This window comes from Xylanibacillus composti (assembly GCF_018403685.1).
Taxonomy (GTDB): Bacteria; Bacillota; Bacilli; order Paenibacillales; family K13; genus Xylanibacillus; species Xylanibacillus composti.
The window spans coordinates 1-20,377 of record NZ_BOVK01000064.1; the positions used below are offsets into that span (position 1 = coordinate 1).

General features: G+C 52.7%; 20 protein-coding genes and 2 other annotated features. Of the genes, 17 read left to right on the forward strand and 3 right to left on the reverse strand.

The annotated features are described in order from the left end of the window. Window positions 1-26: 26 nt before the first annotated feature. On the reverse strand, window positions 27-554 hold the full coding sequence (locus XYCOK13_RS18515) for a phosphatase PAP2 family protein (RefSeq protein ID WP_213413728.1): 528 nt from the start codon (window positions 552-554) through the stop codon (window positions 27-29). A 204-nt stretch (window positions 555-758) separates the two neighbouring features. Here XYCOK13_RS18515 and XYCOK13_RS18520 point away from each other — a divergent pair, with 204 nt between their 5' ends. The 14 genes from XYCOK13_RS18520 to XYCOK13_RS18585 all read left to right on the forward strand — a co-directional run bounded on the left by XYCOK13_RS18520 (window position 759) and on the right by XYCOK13_RS18585 (window position 16,332). After that, the gene (locus tag XYCOK13_RS18520) at window positions 759-1,943 is read left to right on the forward strand and encodes a glycosyltransferase family 4 protein (protein WP_213413729.1); all 1,185 of its coding nucleotides are present in this window, start codon (window positions 759-761) and stop codon (window positions 1,941-1,943) included. A 26-nt stretch (window positions 1,944-1,969) separates the two neighbouring features. Then, window positions 1,970-2,103, forward strand: a sequence feature (ribosomal protein L20 leader region). 44 nt (window positions 2,104-2,147) lie between these two features. Beyond that, the gene (gene infC / locus XYCOK13_RS18525) at window positions 2,148-2,660 is read left to right on the forward strand and encodes a translation initiation factor IF-3 (RefSeq protein WP_213413788.1); all 513 of its coding nucleotides are present in this window, start codon (window positions 2,148-2,150) and stop codon (window positions 2,658-2,660) included. A gap of 54 nt (window positions 2,661-2,714) precedes the next feature. Further along, window positions 2,715-2,915 carry a 50S ribosomal protein L35 gene (gene rpmI, locus XYCOK13_RS18530; protein WP_213413730.1) on the forward strand — a complete coding sequence of 67 codons (201 nt, stop codon included), beginning with the start codon at window positions 2,715-2,717 and terminating at the stop codon, window positions 2,913-2,915. Window positions 2,916-2,988: 73 nt separating this feature from the next. After that, window positions 2,989-3,348: a 50S ribosomal protein L20 gene (gene rplT, locus XYCOK13_RS18535; protein WP_213413731.1), complete on the forward strand. Its 360-nt coding sequence runs from the start codon at window positions 2,989-2,991 to the stop codon at window positions 3,346-3,348. A gap of 700 nt (window positions 3,349-4,048) precedes the next feature. Continuing rightward, window positions 4,049-5,788, forward strand: coding sequence for a biosynthetic-type acetolactate synthase large subunit (gene ilvB / locus XYCOK13_RS18540; protein ID WP_213413732.1), 1,740 nt, complete (start codon window positions 4,049-4,051; stop codon window positions 5,786-5,788). After that, a complete protein-coding gene (gene ilvN, locus XYCOK13_RS18545; RefSeq protein WP_213413733.1) occupies window positions 5,785-6,279 on the forward strand; it encodes an acetolactate synthase small subunit in 495 nt (164 codons plus the stop codon). The genes ilvB and ilvN overlap by 4 nt, the downstream gene beginning before the upstream one ends. 127 nt (window positions 6,280-6,406) lie before the next feature. Beyond that, window positions 6,407-7,408, forward strand: a complete 1,002-nt coding sequence (gene ilvC / locus XYCOK13_RS18550) for a ketol-acid reductoisomerase (protein ID WP_373314452.1) — start codon at window positions 6,407-6,409, stop codon at window positions 7,406-7,408. A 42-nt stretch (window positions 7,409-7,450) separates the two neighbouring features. Then, window positions 7,451-7,724: a binding site (T-box leader), on the forward strand. A gap of 94 nt (window positions 7,725-7,818) precedes the next feature. After that, the gene (locus XYCOK13_RS18555) at window positions 7,819-9,486 is read left to right on the forward strand and encodes a 2-isopropylmalate synthase (protein WP_213413735.1); all 1,668 of its coding nucleotides are present in this window, start codon (window positions 7,819-7,821) and stop codon (window positions 9,484-9,486) included. A gap of 241 nt (window positions 9,487-9,727) precedes the next feature. After that, window positions 9,728-11,443 (forward strand): ABC transporter ATP-binding protein, encoded by a 1,716-nt coding sequence (locus tag XYCOK13_RS18560; protein ID WP_213413736.1) that lies wholly within the window; start codon window positions 9,728-9,730, stop codon window positions 11,441-11,443. Window positions 11,444-11,581: 138 nt separating this feature from the next. Beyond that, window positions 11,582-12,661: a 3-isopropylmalate dehydrogenase gene (leuB, locus tag XYCOK13_RS18565; RefSeq protein WP_213413737.1), complete on the forward strand. Its 1,080-nt coding sequence runs from the start codon at window positions 11,582-11,584 to the stop codon at window positions 12,659-12,661. A 162-nt stretch (window positions 12,662-12,823) separates the two neighbouring features. Then, on the forward strand, window positions 12,824-13,372 hold the full coding sequence (locus XYCOK13_RS18570; protein ID WP_213413738.1) for a peroxiredoxin: 549 nt from the start codon (window positions 12,824-12,826) through the stop codon (window positions 13,370-13,372). Window positions 13,373-13,547: 175 nt separating this feature from the next. Then, window positions 13,548-14,009, forward strand: a complete 462-nt coding sequence (locus tag XYCOK13_RS18575) for a redoxin domain-containing protein (protein ID WP_213413789.1) — start codon at window positions 13,548-13,550, stop codon at window positions 14,007-14,009. 1 nt (window position 14,010) lies between these two features. Next, window positions 14,011-14,394, forward strand: coding sequence for a glycine cleavage system protein GcvH (gcvH, locus tag XYCOK13_RS18580; RefSeq protein WP_213413739.1), 384 nt, complete (start codon window positions 14,011-14,013; stop codon window positions 14,392-14,394). Between the two features lie 96 nt (window positions 14,395-14,490). Next, the gene (locus XYCOK13_RS18585; protein ID WP_244865261.1) at window positions 14,491-16,332 is read left to right on the forward strand and encodes a monovalent cation:proton antiporter family protein; all 1,842 of its coding nucleotides are present in this window, start codon (window positions 14,491-14,493) and stop codon (window positions 16,330-16,332) included. A gap of 49 nt (window positions 16,333-16,381) precedes the next feature. On the opposite strand, the gene XYCOK13_RS18590 is transcribed toward XYCOK13_RS18585, so the two are convergent. Together XYCOK13_RS18590 and XYCOK13_RS18595 are read right to left on the reverse strand one after the other, a co-directional pair. Next, window positions 16,382-16,633, reverse strand: coding sequence for an HD family phosphohydrolase (locus XYCOK13_RS18590; RefSeq protein WP_213413740.1), 252 nt, complete (start codon window positions 16,631-16,633; stop codon window positions 16,382-16,384). Between the two features lie 21 nt (window positions 16,634-16,654). Beyond that, window positions 16,655-16,978, reverse strand: a complete 324-nt coding sequence (locus XYCOK13_RS18595; protein ID WP_213413741.1) for a YbjQ family protein — start codon at window positions 16,976-16,978, stop codon at window positions 16,655-16,657. Between the two features lie 230 nt (window positions 16,979-17,208). Here XYCOK13_RS18595 and XYCOK13_RS18600 point away from each other — a divergent pair, with 230 nt between their 5' ends. The 3 genes from XYCOK13_RS18600 (at window position 17,209) to XYCOK13_RS18610 (ending at window position 20,247) form a co-directional block, all read left to right on the forward strand. Next, window positions 17,209-17,631: a hypothetical protein gene (locus XYCOK13_RS18600; protein WP_213413742.1), complete on the forward strand. Its 423-nt coding sequence runs from the start codon at window positions 17,209-17,211 to the stop codon at window positions 17,629-17,631. 133 nt (window positions 17,632-17,764) lie between these two features. Then, window positions 17,765-18,562, forward strand: coding sequence for an RNA polymerase sigma factor SigI (sigI, locus tag XYCOK13_RS18605; RefSeq protein ID WP_244865264.1), 798 nt, complete (start codon window positions 17,765-17,767; stop codon window positions 18,560-18,562). A gap of 2 nt (window positions 18,563-18,564) precedes the next feature. Next, complete coding sequence (locus tag XYCOK13_RS18610) at window positions 18,565-20,247, forward strand: anti-sigma-I factor RsgI family protein (RefSeq protein ID WP_213413744.1); 1,683 nt, start codon at window positions 18,565-18,567, stop codon at window positions 20,245-20,247. Window positions 20,248-20,377 lie beyond the last annotated feature (130 nt).

Sequence of the window (20,377 nt, forward strand, 5' to 3'; positions counted from 1 at the left end):
GCTTGACGTCACTTTCGTGGGCAATCTTAACTTGCAAGCATGACCGTTGCGATACCGGCTGAAGTGCCGAGAATAAATCCGACGAAGACGTCTGACGGATAGTGCAGCCCCAGATAAATTCTGGAGATGGCTACGGTCAGCGCAAGCGGCACCAGAAGCACGGCAAACAATGGAAAAATAAGGACGAAAGGTGTTATAATAGAAAAAATAGCGGTTGTATGTCCTGACGGGAAGGAATGGTCCTTCAACGGAAGCGACGAGAGAATCGCCTCCGGCAATGCGTCGTATGGCCGCAAGCGCGGGTATATTCTTTTTATAAAAGCTACGGGGATATGGCTTGCTGCCAAAGCAATCAGGCCAAGCATCGCTGTTCGCGCAAGCGCGCCGGAAGCCAAAATCCACAGCAGCGCCATCGCCGAAATGGTGAAGGTAGCGCCGCCCAAATGCGTGATTTTGCCCATGATCCAGTCCATTATCTGATGTTGCAGTCGTTGATTGATCCAGTGAAACATGCGAAGCTCCCGGTGGTGTAGCCATATCACGACACGGCTCATCAAGTGTCCCTCCTTCTGTCGGCAGGCAGATTGACTGCTTCACGTTTCTCATTTTAAAAGATAAGTGTTAATGTAGTATTAAATAAAGTATAAAATAATAAGCAGATAAACTTTGATTTTCGGTTAATGTTCTCCTTACATACGGGAATTACAATATATATCATAATCACTAGGCGAATGCAAGATGAATGGAGGGTCGAACGGATGAGAGTTGCCTTGTTTACAGACACGTATTTGCCTGATGTGAATGGTGTATCCAAAACCTTGGCCAGATGGGTGGATTATTTGGAATCCCGTCACATTCCAGTCAAAATTTTCGCTCCAGATCATCAGGAGAGGGACGCCGGCACAGATGGAGATGTTGTCCAGCGTTTATACAGCATACCCTTTATATTGTATCCGCAGTGCAGATTGGGAATACCGAACCCCATCCATATCAAGAAGACGCTGCGCGATTTCAATCCGACCGTGGTCCATGTGGCAACGCCGTTCAATATCGGCTTGTATGGCCATCATTATGCCGTGAAGCACGGCATCCCGCTGGTTGCCTCCTACCATACGCATTTCGACCAGTACTTGGCCTATTACAAAATCCAATGGGTTGAATCCGTCCTTTGGAAATATATGCACTGGTTTCATCAAGACTGCAAAAAAATTTTCGTCCCCTCTCAGTCTACCCTAGAACACTTGATTGGGAAAGGGTTTGATGCTGGCAAAATGGATATTTGGGGGAGAGGCGTCGATCTGACCCGCTTTACGCCGCATGTGGATCGCGAGGCTGTGCTGGAGCGGTGGGGGATTGCCAAAGACCGTTTTGTCGTGCTGTATGTCGGACGCCTGGCCCCGGAGAAGAGCCTGCACATGCTGTTTGACACCTATCAGGCGTTGCCCGAGCACATTCGCCGCCGCTGCTCCTTCCTCATCGCGGGAGACGGACCGCAGTACAAGGAGCTGCTGGAAACCTACGAACCGGCGGATTATCCGGATGTGCACTTCCTCGGCTTCCAGGAAGGGCGGACGCTCAGCGACCTGTACGCCGCAGCCGACGTCTTTTTCTTTCCTTCTGCAACGGAGACCTTCGGCAATGTTGTGCTGGAAGCGATGGCCAGCGGAACACCCGTAATCGGGGCCGATGCAGGCGGCGTGCGAGACAATGTGCAGCATGGACGAAATGGATATCTGTGTCCGCCGGGCGAAACGCAAGCTTTCACCGATGCTTTAATTCGTCTGTACGAGGATGACTGGCAGCGTGTCCGGTTGGGGCATGGGGCGCGCGAATACGCATCCCGCCAAACGTGGGACCAGATTTTCTCCAGACTGCTGCAAGCGTACACTGAAGTGGAAGCAACTGCGGTGCAAGGGGAGGTTGACAGCGGAATGCTGTCGTGATATATTATTTTGGTGAATTGGATAACGGTTCTAAGCAGAAGCGCCCGCTTCTCACCTGACCGGCAGCGAAGCCGGCTGGTTACTGGTGAATTGGTTCGTATTGCAACAGCGAACAGGAGACAAGGATGTGGGCATTTTGTGCCCGCATCTTTTTTTTCGTAACGAAGAAGGCTTCACGCAAAATTCCACTGGAGGTGGCAAGCTATTAGTAGAGATCATGTAATCAACGAAGACATCCGCGCCAAGGAAGTTCGTTTGATTGGAGCAGACGGGGAGCAGATCGGAATCAAGCCGACACGCGAAGCGTTGCAAATGGCTGCCGATGCCAATCTGGACCTGGTGGCTGTTGCCATACAAGCAAAACCGCCGGTGTGCCGGATTATGGATTACGGGAAATACCGCTACGAAATGCAGAAGAAAGAAAAGGAAGCCCGTAAGAATCAGAAGGTCGTCGAACTGAAGGAAGTGCGTTTCAGCGCGAACATCGAGGAGCATGATTTCCAGACGAAGCTGCGCAACGTGAACAAGTTTCTGAAGGACGGCGATAAGGTCAAATGCTCGGTTCGCTTCCGCGGACGGGAAATTACACATGCGGCCATCGGCCAACGGGTGCTCGAGCGCGTGGCGAAGGAAGTGGAAGATATCGCCGTAATGGAGCGCAAGCCCAAACTGGAAGGCCGCAGCATGATCATGATTTTGGGACCGAACGCGAAATAATGTCCGATACCGACATGATCCACATATTCAGAATAGTTTAGGAGGATCTGCACAATGCCGAAAATGAAAACACATCGTGGTGCCGCCAAGCGTTTCAGCAAAACAGGCACTGGCAAAATCAAACGGAACCAAGCGTACAAGCGTCACATCCTGACCAGCAAATCGCCGAAGCAAAAGCGCCAGCTGCGCGGCAGCGAGATCATGGCCAAGGGCGATGCGAAGCGCATTGAACAACTGATCACTTACGTGAAATAAAGAAATCACCGCAATCGGAGCTCCGTGCGCAGCAAGTGCCAGAGCCCGATGATAACCCGAAGGAGGAACTATCATGGCAAGAGTTAAAGGCGGGTTTGTCACTCGTCGTCGTCATAAAAAGATTTTGAAGTTGGCTAAAGGATATTTCGGTTCCAAGCACAGATTGTTCAAGACTGCCAATGCGCAAGTAATGAAATCCTTGCTGTATGCATACCGTGACCGCCGTCAGCGCAAGCGCGATTTCCGCAGATTGTGGATCGTGCGGATCAACGCGGCTGCGCGCCTGAACGGATTGACTTACAACAAGTTGATGCACGGCTTGAAGCTGGCAGGCGTGGACATGAACCGCAAAATCCTCGCCGATCTGGCAGTGAACGATTCCAAAGCTTTTGCAGACCTCGCAGGTATTGCGAAGCAGAAAATCAACGCCTAAATCATGGCGTGTATGAGAGCTGTCAGCCTTACGGTTGGCGGCTTTTTATATTTCCGACACCTGTATGAAATAGGCGGGATACCGGCGCTCCATTTTCCGCAAACTAAGCATGACGTCGATGGACGGCCCAACGGTGAACAGAATGATGCCCGACGAAGATCGCGCAACAGGAGGAAAAACATGAAGAACGTGTAAATCGCCTCCAGATCGGAAAAAACGCTTGACTATCGGTCGGAGCAATTTTATAATTATCCTTAAACTTGTTGGAATAACCCATACACAGATCGGCTATGAAGAGGACGAAGTTTTAGGGGCTCTTATGTGCCAGAGAGTGAAGGATTAGCTGAAACCTTCACCTTAATCCCCTAGATACGAGCTCACCTCGGAGCTGTTTCTCTGAAAAGCGGCGGAAGCAACAAACTGCCGGCTAGTAGGAGGAATCGTTTTGGTACGCGTTAAGTACCAGGGTATCAGGCGCTAAGTCTGGCAATCAAGCAACCGGCATACAGCAGTGCATTTGACTTGATTCCGCCGCCTGACAACCTGCAGAGGTTATCCATTGCGAAATGAATAACGAATCTGGGTGGTACCACGGAAGAGATCCTTTCGTCCCTGAGAAGTAGAGCAAGACTTCAGGGCGGAAGGTTTTTTTTATGGCAAGCACAGGTGGTAATGAAATTTTTGGAAGGAGGAGCTTCTCATGAGTGCTCAAACGACGGCAGTTCTCGATGAAGATTTGCGAAGCAGGCTGCTTAAGCCGGATGTCATTACGGGTTCAGAAATTTTACTTCGATCTTTGCTGTTGGAGGGTGTGGATTGCGTCTTTGGCTATCCGGGCGGTGCGGTACTGTACATTTACGACGCCATGCACGGCAACAAGGACTTCAACCATCTCTTGACGCGTCACGAACAAGGGGCGATCCATGCGGCTGACGGCTATGCGAGATCTACAGGGAAGGTCGGGGTTTGCATTGCGACCTCGGGACCTGGCGCCACGAACTTGGTCACGGGAATTGCGACCGCGTATATGGATTCGGTGCCGCTCGTCGTCATTACCGGCAACGTGGCGACAACCGCCATCGGTACAGACGCGTTCCAGGAAGCGGACATTACCGGCATTACGATGCCGATCACGAAGCACAGCTACTTGGTGCGCAACGTGGAGGACTTGCCGCGCATCATTCACGAGGCCTTCCACATCGCCAATACAGGGCGGAAGGGCCCGGTGCTGATCGATATCCCGAAGGATATTTCTGCACAGAAAACGAGGTTCGAGTGGAAGGAAGAAGTGAACATCCGCGGATATAATCCGACCGTCCAGCCGAACAAGCTGCAGGTGGAACGGCTGGTGAAGGCGATTGAAGAGGCAGAGCGCCCGGTCATCCTGGCTGGCGGCGGTGTCGTGTATGCAGGTGCCCATGAGCAGCTCTTGGAGCTTGTGAATAAAGCCAGGATACCCGTAACGACCACACTGCTCGGACTGGGCGGATTCCCTAGCGGCCACGAGCTGTGGATGGGCATGCCAGGCATGCACGGCACCTTTACGGCGAACACTGCCCTGCAAAATTGCGACTTGCTCATCAGCATAGGCGCCCGATTTGACGATCGGGTCACGATGGCGGTGAAGGGCTTCGCCCCGAAAGCGAAGATTGCGCATATTGACGTGGACCCTGCGGAGATTGGCAAGACCGTTCCTACCGCCATTCCGTGCGTAGGCGATGTGAAGGCCGTGCTGGAGCTGGTGAACGAGAAGGTGAAGCCGGCGAAATCTGCGGCCTGGATCGATCAGGTGCAAACGTGGAAAGAGGAAAAGCCGCTGCGCTACAAGGACTCGGATACGGAGCTCAAGCCGCAGTATGTGATCGAGATGATTCACGAAGCGACCAAGGGCGAGGCGATTGTAACGACAGACGTCGGCCAGCACCAAATGTGGGCAGCCCAGTACTACCGCTTTAACCATCCGCGTTCCTGGATAACTTCGGGTGGACTCGGCACGATGGGCTTCGGCTTCCCTTCGGCAATCGGCGCGCAGATGGGCAATCCGGACAGATTGGTCGTTTCGATCAACGGGGACGGCGGCATGCAAATGTGCTCGCAGGAGCTGGCGATTTGCGCGATTCACAACATTCCGGTTAAAATTGTGGTCATCAACAACCAAGTGCTCGGTATGGTTCGCCAGTGGCAGGAGATCATTTATGACAACCGCTACAGCCATATCGATCTTGCCGGCAGCCCCGACTTTGTCAAGCTGGCGGAGGCGTACGGTGTGAAGGGACTGCGGGCAACGAACAAGGAAGAAGCGCGCAAAGCATGGCAAGAAGCGATGAATACGCCGGGACCCGTTCTGATTGATTTCGTCGTGCGCAAAGGGGAAAATGTATTTCCGATGGTCACGCAGGGCAATACGATCGATCAGATGATAATGGGGGATGAAGAATGAGTACGCATCGGCATACGATTTCCGTTCTGGTCAACAACCAGCCCGGTGTGCTGCAGCGCGTAGCCGGGTTGTTCGGTCGGCGGGGATTCAATATTGAGAGCATCACAGTCGGAGAATCGGAAGAACACGGGCTGTCGAGAATGGTCATCGTGACGACGGGAAGCGAGCGCACGCTGGAGCAAATTTCCAAGCAGCTGTATAAGCTGATCGATGTAATCAAGGTTGTGGATCTAAGCGCAGGACCGATGGTCGCCCGGGAAGTAGCGTTGATCAAGGTGAACGCGGAGCCGGCAGCGCGCCCGGAAATTCTCGGCGTCGTTGAGACATTCCGCGCCTCGGTCGTGGATATCGGCGCAAGCACGATGATCGTGCAGGCGATTGGCGATACGGACAAGATTGACGCCATAGTCGAGCTGCTCAAGCCGTACGGAATCAGAGAGCTGTCCCGCACAGGGGTAACCGCTATGACGCGCGGGTTGGGCAGAGCTTGACGCTGGCAGCGCAGCAAGGATAAGCACAATCGGAATAACACCCCGGAGGGGTGCTGGAACGGATCGGTGATCGGGCACGGTCGGGTCCGCTGCAGCACCCGCTCTGGGGAACCATTTGAAGGAGGCTATCAATTCCATGGCAGTAACAATGTACTATGACAACGACGCAGACTTTCAGGTATTGCAAGGCAAAACGATCGCAGTAATCGGTTATGGCAGCCAAGGCCATGCTCAGGCGCAAAACCTGCGCGACAGCGGCTTGAATGTCATTATTGGCTTGCGCCAGGGCCGTTCTGCTGAAAAAGCGAAGAACGACGGCTTCGAAGTGCTGAGCGTAGCCGATGCCGCTGCTCGCGCAGACGTTGTTCAAATTTTGATGCCGGATGAAACGCAGGCAAGAGTGTACAAGGAAGAAATCGAGCCGAACCTGAAGAAGGGCGCGGCGCTCATGTTCTCCCACGGCTTCAACGTGCACTATGGCCAAATCGTGGCGCGCAGTGACAACGATGTGCTGCTCGTTGCACCGAAATCTCCGGGACATCTCGTACGCCGTACATACGTAGAAGGGTTCGGCGTTCCGGGACTGATTGCCATCCATCAAGATGCAACGGGCAATGCGAAGGCGATCGGCTTGGCATATGCGAAGGGCATCGGTTGTACCCGTGCAGGGGTTATCGAGACTTCCTTCAAGGAAGAAACCGAAACCGATCTGTTCGGCGAGCAGGCTGTGCTTTGCGGCGGCGCTACCGCGTTGGTTAAAGCAGGCTTCGAAACGCTGGTGGAAGCCGGATATGCGCCGGAAATGGCCTACTTCGAGTGCTTGCATGAATTGAAGCTGATTGTAGACCTGATGTATGAGGGCGGTCTCGCTACAATGCGCGATTCGATCTCCAATACAGCGGAATACGGCGACTATGTAACTGGACCGCGCATCGTAACGGACGAGACGAAGAAGGCGATGAAGGCTGTATTGGAAGATATCCAAAGCGGACGCTTCGCGCGCGACTTCATTCTGGAGAACCAATCCAACAACGCCTTCATGACTGCAACTCGCCGCAACGAAGCAGAGCATCCAATCGAGCAGGTTGGCGGCCGTCTCCGCGAAATGATGGCTTGGATCAAGAAGTAAGCCCTTGATTTCGCTGCATGCAATGAAGTACAATAAATAAAAGAAAAGACGATGAAGAGGAAAAGTATGGCATTGGTTGTGCCCAGAGAGCTGCTGGTCGGTGTGAAGCAGCCACAGCCCTCGTCTGAACTCGCCTCGGAGTTGCCCGCTGAACCCTGCGCACTATGTACGGATCGAAGTAAGCGGAGCCGGAACCTGACCGTTATTTACAGGAGGAATGCAGGAGGTTACCCATCCTGTTTCCGCTGAGCGCATATCCGCAGGATATGAACTGGAGTGGTACCGCGATTAGATCGATGAGTCTTTCGTCTCCTTATTAGGAGGCGGAAGGCTTTTTTTGAGTGGATCAACTTGTCTTCATTCCGTGTAGACGAAGCCGAATGCTGCAAACAGAAAGGATGAACGACCCAATGAAACATGTAGAGCAATACACCAGAGGTTATTTTATGCCCCCGAGGCAAAGCTTGAAATGGACGCAGAAGGAGTATATTACAGAAGCGCCGACATGGTGCAGCGTCGACCTTCGGGACGGCAATCAGGCATTGATCGTGCCTATGAATCTGGAGGAGAAGCTGGAATATTTCCAGATGCTTGTAGATATCGGATTCAAGGAGATCGAGGTTGGCTTTCCTGCCGCCTCGGAAACGGAATTCGTCTTTCTGCGAACCTTGATTGAGCAGAACCTCATCCCGGACGACGTCACGATTCAGGTGTTGACCCAGTCCAGGGAGCATATTATTCGCAAGACGTTCGAATCACTCAAGGGCGCCAAGCGTGCGATTGTGCATCTGTATAATTCTACCTCGCTGGCCCAGCGCGAGCAGGTGTTCCGCAAGTCGAAGCAGGAAATCATCGATATCGCTGTAACAGGTGCGAAGCTCTTCCTCGAATGCGCGTCCGAAACCGAAGGAAACTTCCAATTTCAATATTCGCCGGAAAGCTTCACCGGAACCGAGATTGAATTCGCGCTTGAAATCTGCAACGAGGTGCTGGAAGTTTGGAAGCCTGCCGCGGACAATAAGGTGATCATCAACCTGCCCGCGACGGTCTCGATGTCTATGCCGCATGTGTACGCGAGTCAGATCGAGTACATGAGCGAAAATCTGAAGTACCGGGACAACGTGGTCCTGTCGCTTCATCCTCACAACGACAGAGGGACTGGTGTCGCTGACGCAGAGCTTGGCGTGCTGGCTGGCGGACAACGTGTGGAAGGCACGCTGTTCGGCAATGGGGAACGCACCGGAAATGTGGACATCATTACGCTGGCCCTTAATATGTTTTCGCACGGCGTAGATCCAAAACTGAATTTCGAGAATCTCCCCGATCTCTTGAAGAAGTATGAACGGCTGACAAAAATGCGTGTCGGCGAACGTCATCCTTATGCGGGAGAGTTAGTCTTCACGGCATTTTCCGGTTCTCATCAAGATGCGATCGCTAAGGGAATGAAGTGGCGGGAGGAACAGAATCCGCCCTATTGGAGCGTACCGTACCTGCCGATCGATCCTCATCATATCGGGAGAGAGTACGAGGGCGACATTATCCGCATCAACAGCCAATCCGGCAAGGGCGGCATCGGATACGTGCTCCAGCACAAGTATGGGCTCGACTTGCCAGCGGCCATGCGGGAAAGCGTTGGCTATCGGGTGAAGGATGTCTCCGACAAGCTTCAGAAGGAACTGCAGCCGGATGAGATTTTCACGATCTTTAAGGAATCCTTTGTGAACGTTAACGAGCCTATCGAATTTGTACGCTACCAATTCGAGAAAAGCGACGATTACCAGACGACAGTCATCATTCGGGTGAACGGCGAGCAGAAAGAGATTGTGGGCAACGGCAACGGACGGCTCGATGCCATCAGCAACGCCCTGCAAAAGCATCTGGGTCTCTCGTTCACCAATCTGACTTATCAAGAGCATGCCTTGGAAATCGGCTCCAGCGCACAGGCCATTTCTTACATCGGCATGACAGGGGACGACGGGAAGACGCATTGGGGCGCGGGGATCGATGTGGATATTATGACCTCATCTGTGAAGGCATTGTTTTGCGCAGTAAACAATATGAGCCGTCGTTCCTCGTAAGATGAAGCTGTAAAGCACAGAAACAATCGAGACAAGGTTGCCTTGTGCAGCAGGGCCGCACCGAATCTGGCAATAGTCAGGGCGGCCCAGCTTTTTTTGTTGTAGTACAAATTTTCGAAATTATAAAATGTCTGCTAGTGGGTCCCGCGAAAGAGTAGAAATTAGCCTCTAAGCCTCGCTTCGCTTTCGTGGGTTATTGGTTTGCAGGCAAGGCGAGACTGGCAGGGGGGAACTCGACGGAATGATACGCCGATTTATGACTTACTACCGGCCGCATCGCAAGCTGTTTCTGCTGGATTTCAGCTGTGCGGTCATTGTCGCTTTACTGGAGCTGGCCTTCCCGCTTGGCGTGCAGTGGATGATTGACACGCTGTTGCCCGAAGAAAACTGGAAGATGATTACTTGGGTTGGACTAGCCTTGCTGTTCTTGTACATAGCGAGTACGGGTCTGCAATTTGTCGTGAACTATTGGGGGCACAAGCTGGGCATCAATATTGAGACCGATATGCGCCAGCAGCTGTTCAACCATGTGCAGAAGCTTTCCTTCCGCTTCTTCGACAATACGAAAACCGGCAAGCTGATGTCGCGGATGACGAATGATTTGTTCGAAATCGGAGAGGTGGCGCATCATGGGCCGGAGGACATGTTCATCGCGCTGATGACATTCGTCGGTGCATTCGGCATCATGCTGACAGTCAATTGGCAGCTGGCGCTCATCACGTTCGTGGCGGTTCCTATCCTCGTATGGCTGATCGTCTTCTTCAACCGCCGACTGAATCGGGCGGCCACAACCATGTTTGAGAAGATCGGCGAAGTAAACGCAAGGGTCGAAGACAGCATCTCCGGCATTCGCGTAGTAAAATCGTTCGGCAACGAGCAATTTGAAAAAGATCGCTTTCTGCAAAACAACAAAGCGTTTCGACTGGCAAAACTGCGCTCGTACTTAGTGATATCCTACAGCTCGTCCAGCATCTATATGCTGACCCGCCTCATCCACTTGATTGTGCTCGTCAGCGGAGCCTGGTTCGCTTATACGGGCAGCCTGACGATTGGCGCACTTGTCGGCTTCTTGCTGTATGTCAACATCTTCTTGAAGCCGATTGATAAAATCAATGCCTTGATGGAAACTTACCCGAAGGGCATGGCCGGCTTCAAGCGGTTTTGCGAGCTGATGGATACGGAACCGGATGTTGCAGACAAGCCGAATGCTATTGCAGTCAAGGATCTGAAGGGCGAAATCGAGTTTCGCGATGTATCGTTCGGCTATGAGCAGCACTCCATAGTGCTGAAGAACGTGAATCTGCATATTCGCGCCGGGGAGACGATTGCCCTCGTTGGACCGTCCGGCGCAGGCAAATCAACCCTATGCAGCCTCATCCCGCGTTTTTACGAGGTGAACGAAGGGACGATAACGATTGACGGCATCGATATTCAGGATATGAAGCAGTCGTCGCTGCGAGCCCAGATTGGCGTCGTCCAGCAGGACGTGTTCCTGTTCAACGGCACGATAAGAGAGAATATCGCTTACGGACGTTTGGACGCAACGGAGGAAGAAATTCGGGCTGCCGCAAGCAAAGCCTACCTGGACAATATGCTGGCAGGGCTTCCGGACGGATTGGATACAGTGATCGGGGAACGGGGCCTGAAGCTTTCGGGCGGCCAAAGGCAGCGGCTGGCGATTGCGCGCATGTTTTTGAAGAATCCGCCGATTTTGATTTTGGATGAAGCGACATCAGCCTTGGATACGGAAACGGAAAAAATGATTCAACAGGCGCTGGACGAGCTGGCCCAGAATAGAACCTCGCTTGTGATCGCCCACCGCCTGGCAACGATTCGCCATGCCGATCGCATTGTGGTCGTGACCGAAGACGGAATTGCCGAACAGGGCAAGCACGAGGAATTGCTCGCGGCAGACGGACTCTATGCCCGGCTGCATCGCCTGCAGTTCCAGTCATAAGGCAAGGATGACGGAGGTTGTCTATAGAAGCGGGCTATGAAGGTAATAGCTTTTGCATCTTTGTCAAACGGGCGGTTTTATGTTAAAACAGAGGTTAGGAAATGAAACAAGATCAATACTTGGAACGGAGTGACGAACGTGGCAGAAGTGAAGAAGATTGCCGTGATCGCGGGCGATGGAATTGGCCCGGAGGTTGTGGCAGAAGCGGAAAAGGTATTGAACAAAACAGAGGAGCTGTTCGGCTACAAATTTGAAACGGAGCACGGCCTGTTCGGAGGCATTGCAATCGACGAGAAGGGAACGCCGCTGCCAGAAGAGACGCTGCAGCTGTGCCGCAATGCGGATGCTGTTCTGCTTGGCGCCGTAGGCGGACCGAAGTGGGACAACAATCCGAAGGAACTGCGTCCGGAAACAGGGCTGCTTGGCATCCGCAAGGAGCTTGGCCTGTTCTCGAATATTCGGCCGGCCGTCATCTTTGATTGCTTGATGGAAGCCTCGACGATCAAGCCGGAGGTGCTGAAGGGCACGGATCTGATTGTCGTCCGCGAGCTGACAGGCGGCATTTATTTCGGCGAGAAGTTCCGCCGCGATTCGGCTAATGGCCAGGAAGCGGTGGATACTTGTGTATATAACGTAAGCGAAGTCGAGCGGATCGTTCGCCAAGGCTTCGAAATTGCCCAGAAGCGACGCAAGAAGCTGGCGTCTGTAGACAAAGCGAACGTTCTCGAAACGTCACGCCTATGGAGAGAAACAGTCAACCGAATTGCACCGGAATACCCGGACGTGGAGCTGGAGCATGTCCTGGTGGACAACTGTGCGATGCAGCTGCTTCGCCGTCCGTCCAGCTTTGACGTTATTGTGACAGAGAACATGTTCGGCGACATCCTGAGCGATGAAGCAGCAATGTTAACCGGCTCGATTGGCATGCTCTCCTCCGCTTCGCTCGGCGAAGGCAGCTTCGGATTGTACGAGCCTGTACATGGCTCTGCGCCGGATATTGCCGGACAAGGACTGGCGAATCCGATTGCCACCATTTTGTCGGTCGCGCTTATGTTCCGATTGACGTTCGGCTATGAAGATGCGGCTGACTCCATTGAACGCGCCGTGAAGCAGGTGTTGGATGCCGGCCATCGCACGGCAGACATCGCGGCAGACCGCACAAAGGCGCTCAGCACCGTGCAGATGGGCGAGAAGATCTTGCAAGCCATGACGAAATAATGCGTCCCCAGATTTATTTATATTAATTATTAGTAAATAATTGTTATAAGATTGACTTTGATTTGGGCGGATGGTACGATTTCATTGTGGCAGTCTTTGCTTACAGGTTCATCCTATACAGGATGCTGCAACCATATATGCAATGAAGGAGGAGTTGACGGCATGGCAGAACGTCTGGTAGGCCGGCCGGCGCCCGATTTTACGATGGAAACCGCGCTGGGCAACGGTCAGGATTTTGGCAAGGTTTCGCTGTCTGACTACAAGGGCAAGTGGCTGGTCATGTTTTTTTATCCGCTCGACTTCACCTTTGTCTGTCCGACAGAGATCATCGCCTTTTCCGAATCGAAGGACATCTTCGAGGATCTTGATACGGAAATTCTGGGCGTGAGCACAGACAGCAAATTTTCTCACCGTGCCTGGATCAACACTTCGCGCGATGACAATGGACTCGGTCCATTGACCTATCCGCTCGCTTCCGACATCAACAAGACCGTCGCACGCGATTACGGCGTCTTGATCGAAGAGGAAGGCATTGCGCTTCGCGGGCTGTTTATCATTGACCCGGACGGGATTTTGAAGTATCAGGTTGTCAATTTTAACGATGTCGGCCGCAGCGTAGACGAAACGGTCCGCGTGCTTCAGGCGCTTCAATCAGGCGGCCTGTGTCCAGCCAACTGGAAGCCGGGGCAGAAGTTTCTGGAAGCGAAATAAAGGGCGCTATTGAAATCGCGCAATTGTCATCTTACCAAGACCCTCTTGCCGGCCATGGCCGATAGGGAGGGCAACCTTTTACCGAGCCCCGCGAAAGTACCGGGAATCAGCTTCAGCGGTTCTCTTGCTTTCGTGGGTATTTGTTTGTGAGGAAAGGAGAAAACGAACGATGCCGATGCGATTGCGTTCCCCGCTTCCTGCTTTCGAGGGCGTCACTGAGTGGGTGAACGGGCAGGCGACGAAGGAGCAGCTGGCGGGCAAGCCGGTGCTTGTCCACTTCTGGTCGGTCAGCTGCCATATGTGCAAGGAAGGTCTGCCGCAAATATTGGTATGGCGCGAGCACTATGGCAAGCCCTATGACCTGCAGGTAATCGGTGTACATATGCCGCGATCCGAGAAGGACACGGACATTGCAGCAGCGAAAGCTGTCATTGAGGAGTATCACCTGGAACATCCGATCATGATTGACAATGCGCATGCGATCACGGATGCATTCCAGAATGAATATGTGCCGTCTTATTATTTGTTTGACGCTGAGCATCAGCTCCGTCACATCCAAGCGGGCGAAAAGGGCTTGAAGCTGGTTGAGCAGCGCCTGCAAAAAATAATGGGGTCGACGAACCAGGAGGGACAATGAGATGAATGTGCCAGAACAGTTGAAGTACAGTGAAGAGCATGAGTGGGTGCGCGTCGACGGTTCAAAGGCGACAATTGGCATTACCGATTTCGCCCAAAATGAACTGGGAGACATCGTTTTTGTAGAGCTGCCCAAGGTTGGAGACGAGTTGTCCTTCGGCGAGCCGTTCGGCAGTGTCGAGTCGGTCAAAACGGTGTCTGAGCTTTATGCGCCCGTCAGCGGCAAAGTTTTGGAAGTCAATGCGAATTTGGAAGGCTCTCCTGAACAGGTCAATGAAGCGCCCTACGGGGACGGTTGGATGATTGTCGTTGAAATCGCAGACGCCTCTGAGTTGGATAAGCTTTGGAGCGCGGAGAAATATAAAGAAACCTATAGCGAAGACTAATACGGCGCCGACAGCAGTCAAGGAGCAGAGAAGGCCTTCTGATACAAGGAGCCCTTCTCTGTTTCGTTTTGAACAGACGGCGCCGCATCGGAGGTGTTGGCCATAGAGGAACATGCTTCACTCACATCATTGCTGATCGTCGTAGCGGCAGCCTTTTTAATCCCCATCCTTTTGCGGGTGTTTCGCCTCAAGCTCATCCCAGTTGTCGTGGCGGAAATTGTCGTCGGTCTCATTATCGGCCACAGCGGTTTTAATATTATTCAGGAAGATGAGATGCTGGGTCTTCTGTCGATGTTCGGCTTCATCTATCTTATGTTCTTGAGCGGACTCGAAATCGACTTCCAGGCTTTGTCGCGCAAGAAATCGCGGAAAAAGGACGAAGTCAACCCGCTGCTGCCGGCTTTCCTTGTGTTCGTCGGCATTATGATCGTATCGTTCGGATTGGCGTATGGGCTCGTTCTGATAGGACTTGTGTCGGAACCGTATCTCATGACCTTGATCATCGCGACCATTTCGTTAGGAGTCGTCATGCCGGTCATCAAGGAGCGGAAACTGATGGATAAGCCGCTCGGCCAGATATTGCTGCTCATCACCGTGCTGTCCGATTTGGCTACGATGATCTTGCTTGCGGTATTCGTCAGCGTTCGCTCCCAGAACACTGTTCAGATGCTGTATCTTCTGCTGTTCTTTATCTTTGTCCTCTTCGTCTACCTCCTGATCCGCTGGCTGGCGAAGGGGGACCGTCTGGACTTTCTGCGCAAGAGCACGTCGCAGATGGGGACGCGGGCCGTATTTGCCTTAATTCTGCTTTTGGTCGTGATGTCGGAAACTTTGGAAGTCGAAATGATTCTCGGCGCCTTCCTTGCCGGCGTCATCGTTTCGCTGATGGCCCCGAACAAGCGGTTCAAGCATCAGCTGGAATCGTTCGGCTACGGATTTCTGATCCCGATTTTCTTCGTCATGGTCGGAGTTAGGCTGGATCTGGGCGAGCTGTTTGCTGACAGGCAGATTTTGTTGTTTATTCCGCTCCTGGTGGCGGCGATCTTTATTTCCAAGCTCGTTCCGAGCCTGATATTGCGCAAATGGTACCCTTGGCGGCAAGTGTTCGCTTCCGGCTTCCTGGTCTCCTCTACCCTTAGTCTGGTGATCGCAGCGGCAGCCATCGCCGCCCAGCTGGAGATTATTAGTCCGTCCATGGAGGGCGCCTTGATTCTGGCGGCTGTTATAACGTGTCTGATTGCGCCGGTTATCTTCAATCATCTGTTCCCGGAGCAAGAGGCAGAGCGCAAAGCGATTGCGATCGTAGGCGCCAACCACATTACGCTTCCGGTCTCGCAGGATTTGATGCGCGAAGGTTACGATGTGCTGCTGTACAGTTCACAACCGCCAACCGAGCGGGTGGAGTCGAAGGAAGAGAAGTACAGCCGATTCCCGCTCATCGAAGTGCCGAAGCTGGAGAAGGATTCGCTTCAGCAAGCAGGATTGTTCGACGCGGACACCGTCGTATTCGGCACGATGGATGATGAAGTGAATATTCGTTTGGCAGAAGCAGCCAAACAATTCGGCCATCGCCAAATTATCGTGCGTGTCGAAGATCCGGAGAAGCATGAACTGCTGGCCAGAGAAGAAGGGGTTCGCGTCATCTCCACGCTATATGCTTCCCGGACGTTGCTGAAGGCGATGATCGAGCATCCCAGCGCGTTGAAGCTGATCACGCATCATGATGATTCCGTACAGGAGGTAGAGGTTAATAACCCGGCTTACAACCTTGTCAGCCTGCGCGATCTGCCGGTGCTCGGCGATACGCTGGTCATGCGCATTTACCGGGGAGACTCGTTCGTCATCCCCCACGGCAGCACACAGATTATGCTGGGAGACCGCCTGCTCGTGAGCGGCAGCGTGGAGCACATTCAGGATATGAAGCGGGAGCTCGGATAAATGAAAAAGCTGTCTCGGGTCATGAATGCTTGACCTGGAGACAGCTTTTTTAGTCCTCTCGAATATATTCCCTTTCCCCGGTGTGCCGATTGAAATAGACGCGATAGCGAAGGCCGTCCTTCGGGTCGATGAAAACCTCAGAAGTCCGTTCCAATGTTCCGTCATACAGGCCGTTTTGCGGCTGTTTGCCGCTCTTGTAGCGTCTGTCATAGTAACGCCATCCCAGCCACAACAGCAGCAAAAACAAAAGCGCCTGCAAGCCGATCAAGATTGGTGTAAAAGAGATGACGAAGGTATCCACAGGTCTGCTTCTCCTCTCGCGTCAGGGAGTGCGAGCCGTTTTGACAGCTGTGCCGTATGCCACGATTTCGCTCATGTTACTGCCGATATCCCCGCTGTCGAAACGCATCATGACGATGGCATCCGCTCCCATTGCATGTGCGTTTTGCACAAGGCGATCCATCGCCTGGCGCCGGGCATCCTCGATCATTTGGGTATATTGCTTGACCTCGCCGCCTACGAGACCTTTCAAGCTGGCCATAATATCGCCGCCCAGCCCGCGAGCGCGAACGACTACGCCGAAGGCGGTTCCCAGTACTTCTGTCACTTCATATCCTGCCAATTTCTCTGTTGTGCTAATCAACATGCCGCTGAATCCTCCTTTTATGGTTATAAGTGTGTGCAAGTCATAAGTGAATCATGACTGCACCGAAGCAACGCTTCAATCATGCGGATTAGTATTAGTACGTGTGATCGCGGATATGGATGCAAAATATGCAAATATGGGCCGATTTAGCCCGAAAAAAAGGAATTTCGTATCCCAAAAGAGAATAGCTATGTAAGTAATATTCGGTCACTCGAGGAGGTTATCGTGTCATGAGCTTTTGCTGCGGCGCCAGTATGCTGGGAACGCGAGGAACATTAAAGCATATGCGTACCCATATTCATAATGTACCTATTCTTTTTTGTCCGGTTTGTCATAAGGTTGAAGTCCACTATTTGGTGGAGAGCGAGTATGAATTGCTGGCGGAGTATGCTCATGGCGACGGGGCTATGGAGGTAGACTTCCAGGATTACATTGACCACAAGCCTGCCGAAGCCTTGTTCGAGAATTGCGTCAATAATGACCAGGAGGATCCGATGATCATCGTGCGCAATCAAATCGACATGGCGCTGGATCTGTTGACCATGGCCAAAGGCCTGAATGATCGCGAATGGGAAGAGCAGTTGAAGAAGCGTCTGGGAGTGCTTGTCCAGCGAAGAAACAAGCTTAAGGCGAAGAAGGTGCTGGAACAATAGGAGGACCCCTTCCCGGATATCCGGGAAAGGGGTTTTTCATTGCTGTGCTAAAAAATCAATTCGCAACTAATACCCCCGCAATAACGTAAGTATGTGCGAATTCATTTATTGCGAGGTGGAAAATTTGCTGCTGGTGTTATTCAAAAAGTTTCTTGGGCTGCGTTCCCCTCAAACTGACGTAGAGGATACTAGCATTGAAGATACAATCGCACGCATACAAGAAGGAGATGTCCGGCTTCTAAACCAAGTCATTACCGATTATCAACCGTATATCGCCAAGGCGGCAAGCAGATTTTGCAAGCGGTTTGTAGAGCCGTCGCGGGATGAGGAATTTGCGGTAGCCATGCATGCCTTCCACGAGGCGATTCAACAGTTCTCGCCCAAGGAGGGAAGGTCGTTTCTAGGCTTCGCGGAAACAGTTATACGCCGCAGGCTGATCGATCATATACGCCGCGAGCGTCGTCATAATGGGCACGCATCGTACAGTTCCTTCGAATTGGAGGATGAAGACGGTCTCCCGGTCAATACGGCTGATGTGCATCATGCGATTGATGCGTATGAAAAGGAGAAGATCGCGGAAGAGCGGAGAACGGAAATTGCGGAGTTCAGCCGTGAGCTGGCCGCGTTCGACATTAGCTTCGAGGAATTGGTGCGCGTATCGCCCAAGCATGCCGACTCCCGCGAGATGATGTTTCGCATCGCCCGGAAGATAGCCGGCGACCCGAATATGCTTGGGACCATCTTCAGCAAAAAAACGATGCCGATAAAAGAGCTGCTTGAACAGGTTGACGTGTCACGGAAAACGATAGAACGGAATCGAAAATATTTAATTGCACTAACGCTCGTTTATTCGGGACATTATCCATATTTGTCAGATTATTTGCGTTTGGATTCGGAAGAGGCCACAGCCAAGGAGGAGAAGGAGGGGTGAGTGTGAGCGGGCAAAAAGGCGTCATTATGCAGCTTAGAAAAAAGAAAGCGATCATCCTGACAGCGGAAGGCGAATTCAAGCAATGTTCGGCCGAGCCGCATTGGATGGTCGGCGATGAAGTACATATCCCGGTACGCCCGACCCTCCCCAAAACGATGTATTTCAGTATGGCAGCTGCGGCTGTCGTTCTGATTGTGCTCGTTGCTTCTTTCTTCCCCTTTAGCGGCGGATCGTATGATCACCGGATTGTCGCATACGTTACGCTGGACATTAACCCCAGCATTGAATTGGGCATTGATGGCAAAGATATCGTACGCAGTGCCGAAGGATTGAACCCGGAAGGAGAACAGATTATTGATAGGCTTGCTCTTGTCGGGAAAGGCTTGGGAGAAACAGCTGCCGCGATTATAAAATCGGCTGATGAAGCCGGGGTGCTGGAGCGGCACATTCTTAACAACAGTGGTGAAATTGTCGTAACGACGACAGTCCTCGCCCAGGCGGATGCATGGAACGAGAGCGCGGCGCGGGAGAAAGTCAAGCAATCGATCCAGGAAGAATTGCAGCATCTGCATCAGGAGCAGGCAGCCAAAATCAGCATAGACGATATGACGGCCCCCCTGTCCGTTCGCGAGGAAGCGCGTCGGGAAGGCATCTCAACGGGGAAGATGGCCGTCAAACTGTTGGCCGAACATAAGGGCATGGAGGTTTCATATGAGGATTTGCAGCGGCAGCCAATCGGTGTAGTCCTGAAAGCCGCGGGCGGTGTATCCGGACTGCTGGAGCAAGAGGAGGACGGGAAAACCGCGGAACAGCTGCTCAATGATTTGGTTGACAAGCATAGAGAGAAGATAGCGAAGCAAGCAAGCCATGAAGCGCGTTCGAATGAATCGGAGCCGGATGCAGACAATCGCGATAGAGACAAGAATCCCCCAGGCCGCGGTAAAGCAATCGGCCATAGCGAGGATAAGGCGAGTGGGAAGCCAGCTGATCCGGATAAGGAGGACGGCCTTCCCCCGGCAAACGATCCTTCGGATGCAGGCGAAAGCAAGAAGCAGGGGCCCGGTGCGTCCAACGGCCGGAACAACAACAACTCCCATGTTGAACCGGCCGATCATCGCTCCAAGAAGCACAGGGACGAAAAGGCAGATGCAGAACCGAACGGACCGGGGAATGCGAGCAAGGAAGAACGGGAAGATCATCCGGGACGCGGTAATGGGAAGGAGAAGAACGAGAACTCGGAACGCGGAAATGGGAATAGCCAAGGCGTCAAGCCCGAACAGGTTCGCGGCGGCACAAGCGCGAACGAGAAGGGCCGGCAGGCAGATGAGAGCGGGCCGAACAAAGATAGAGAGAAGGAGGGGGAAAATCAGGACGATTTGCAAAAGGACAAAGGAAATGAGCGCGACAAGAATGAGGATAAGCCCGGCAATGGCAAAAGCAACGGCAACGGCAAAAGCAACGGCATAGGAAAAGGCGAGAAGGAAGGAAAGGAAGAGAAGGGAAATGGCGGCCAACGTCATGGGAAGGGCAGCGCTTCCCGCAGCGAAGAGAAGGAAGGCCGCCAATCGCGGGAGGATCGCCCTGACAAGTCTGACAAGAGGGATCACAATGGCCAAGACAAGCATGCCGATTCAGATGCCAAAGGCAAGGGCAATGACAAAATCAAACCCCAACACGCGGACTGAGATGATTCGCCACAACTTCAGCCAACATTGTTGAAGAAATGCGAAGTTTGTCGGTTTATTTCTATTTTTGTGCGATTGCGTCTAATAAAGTTCAGAAGGCTTGACGCTATCTAGGAATAAGGCTAACATA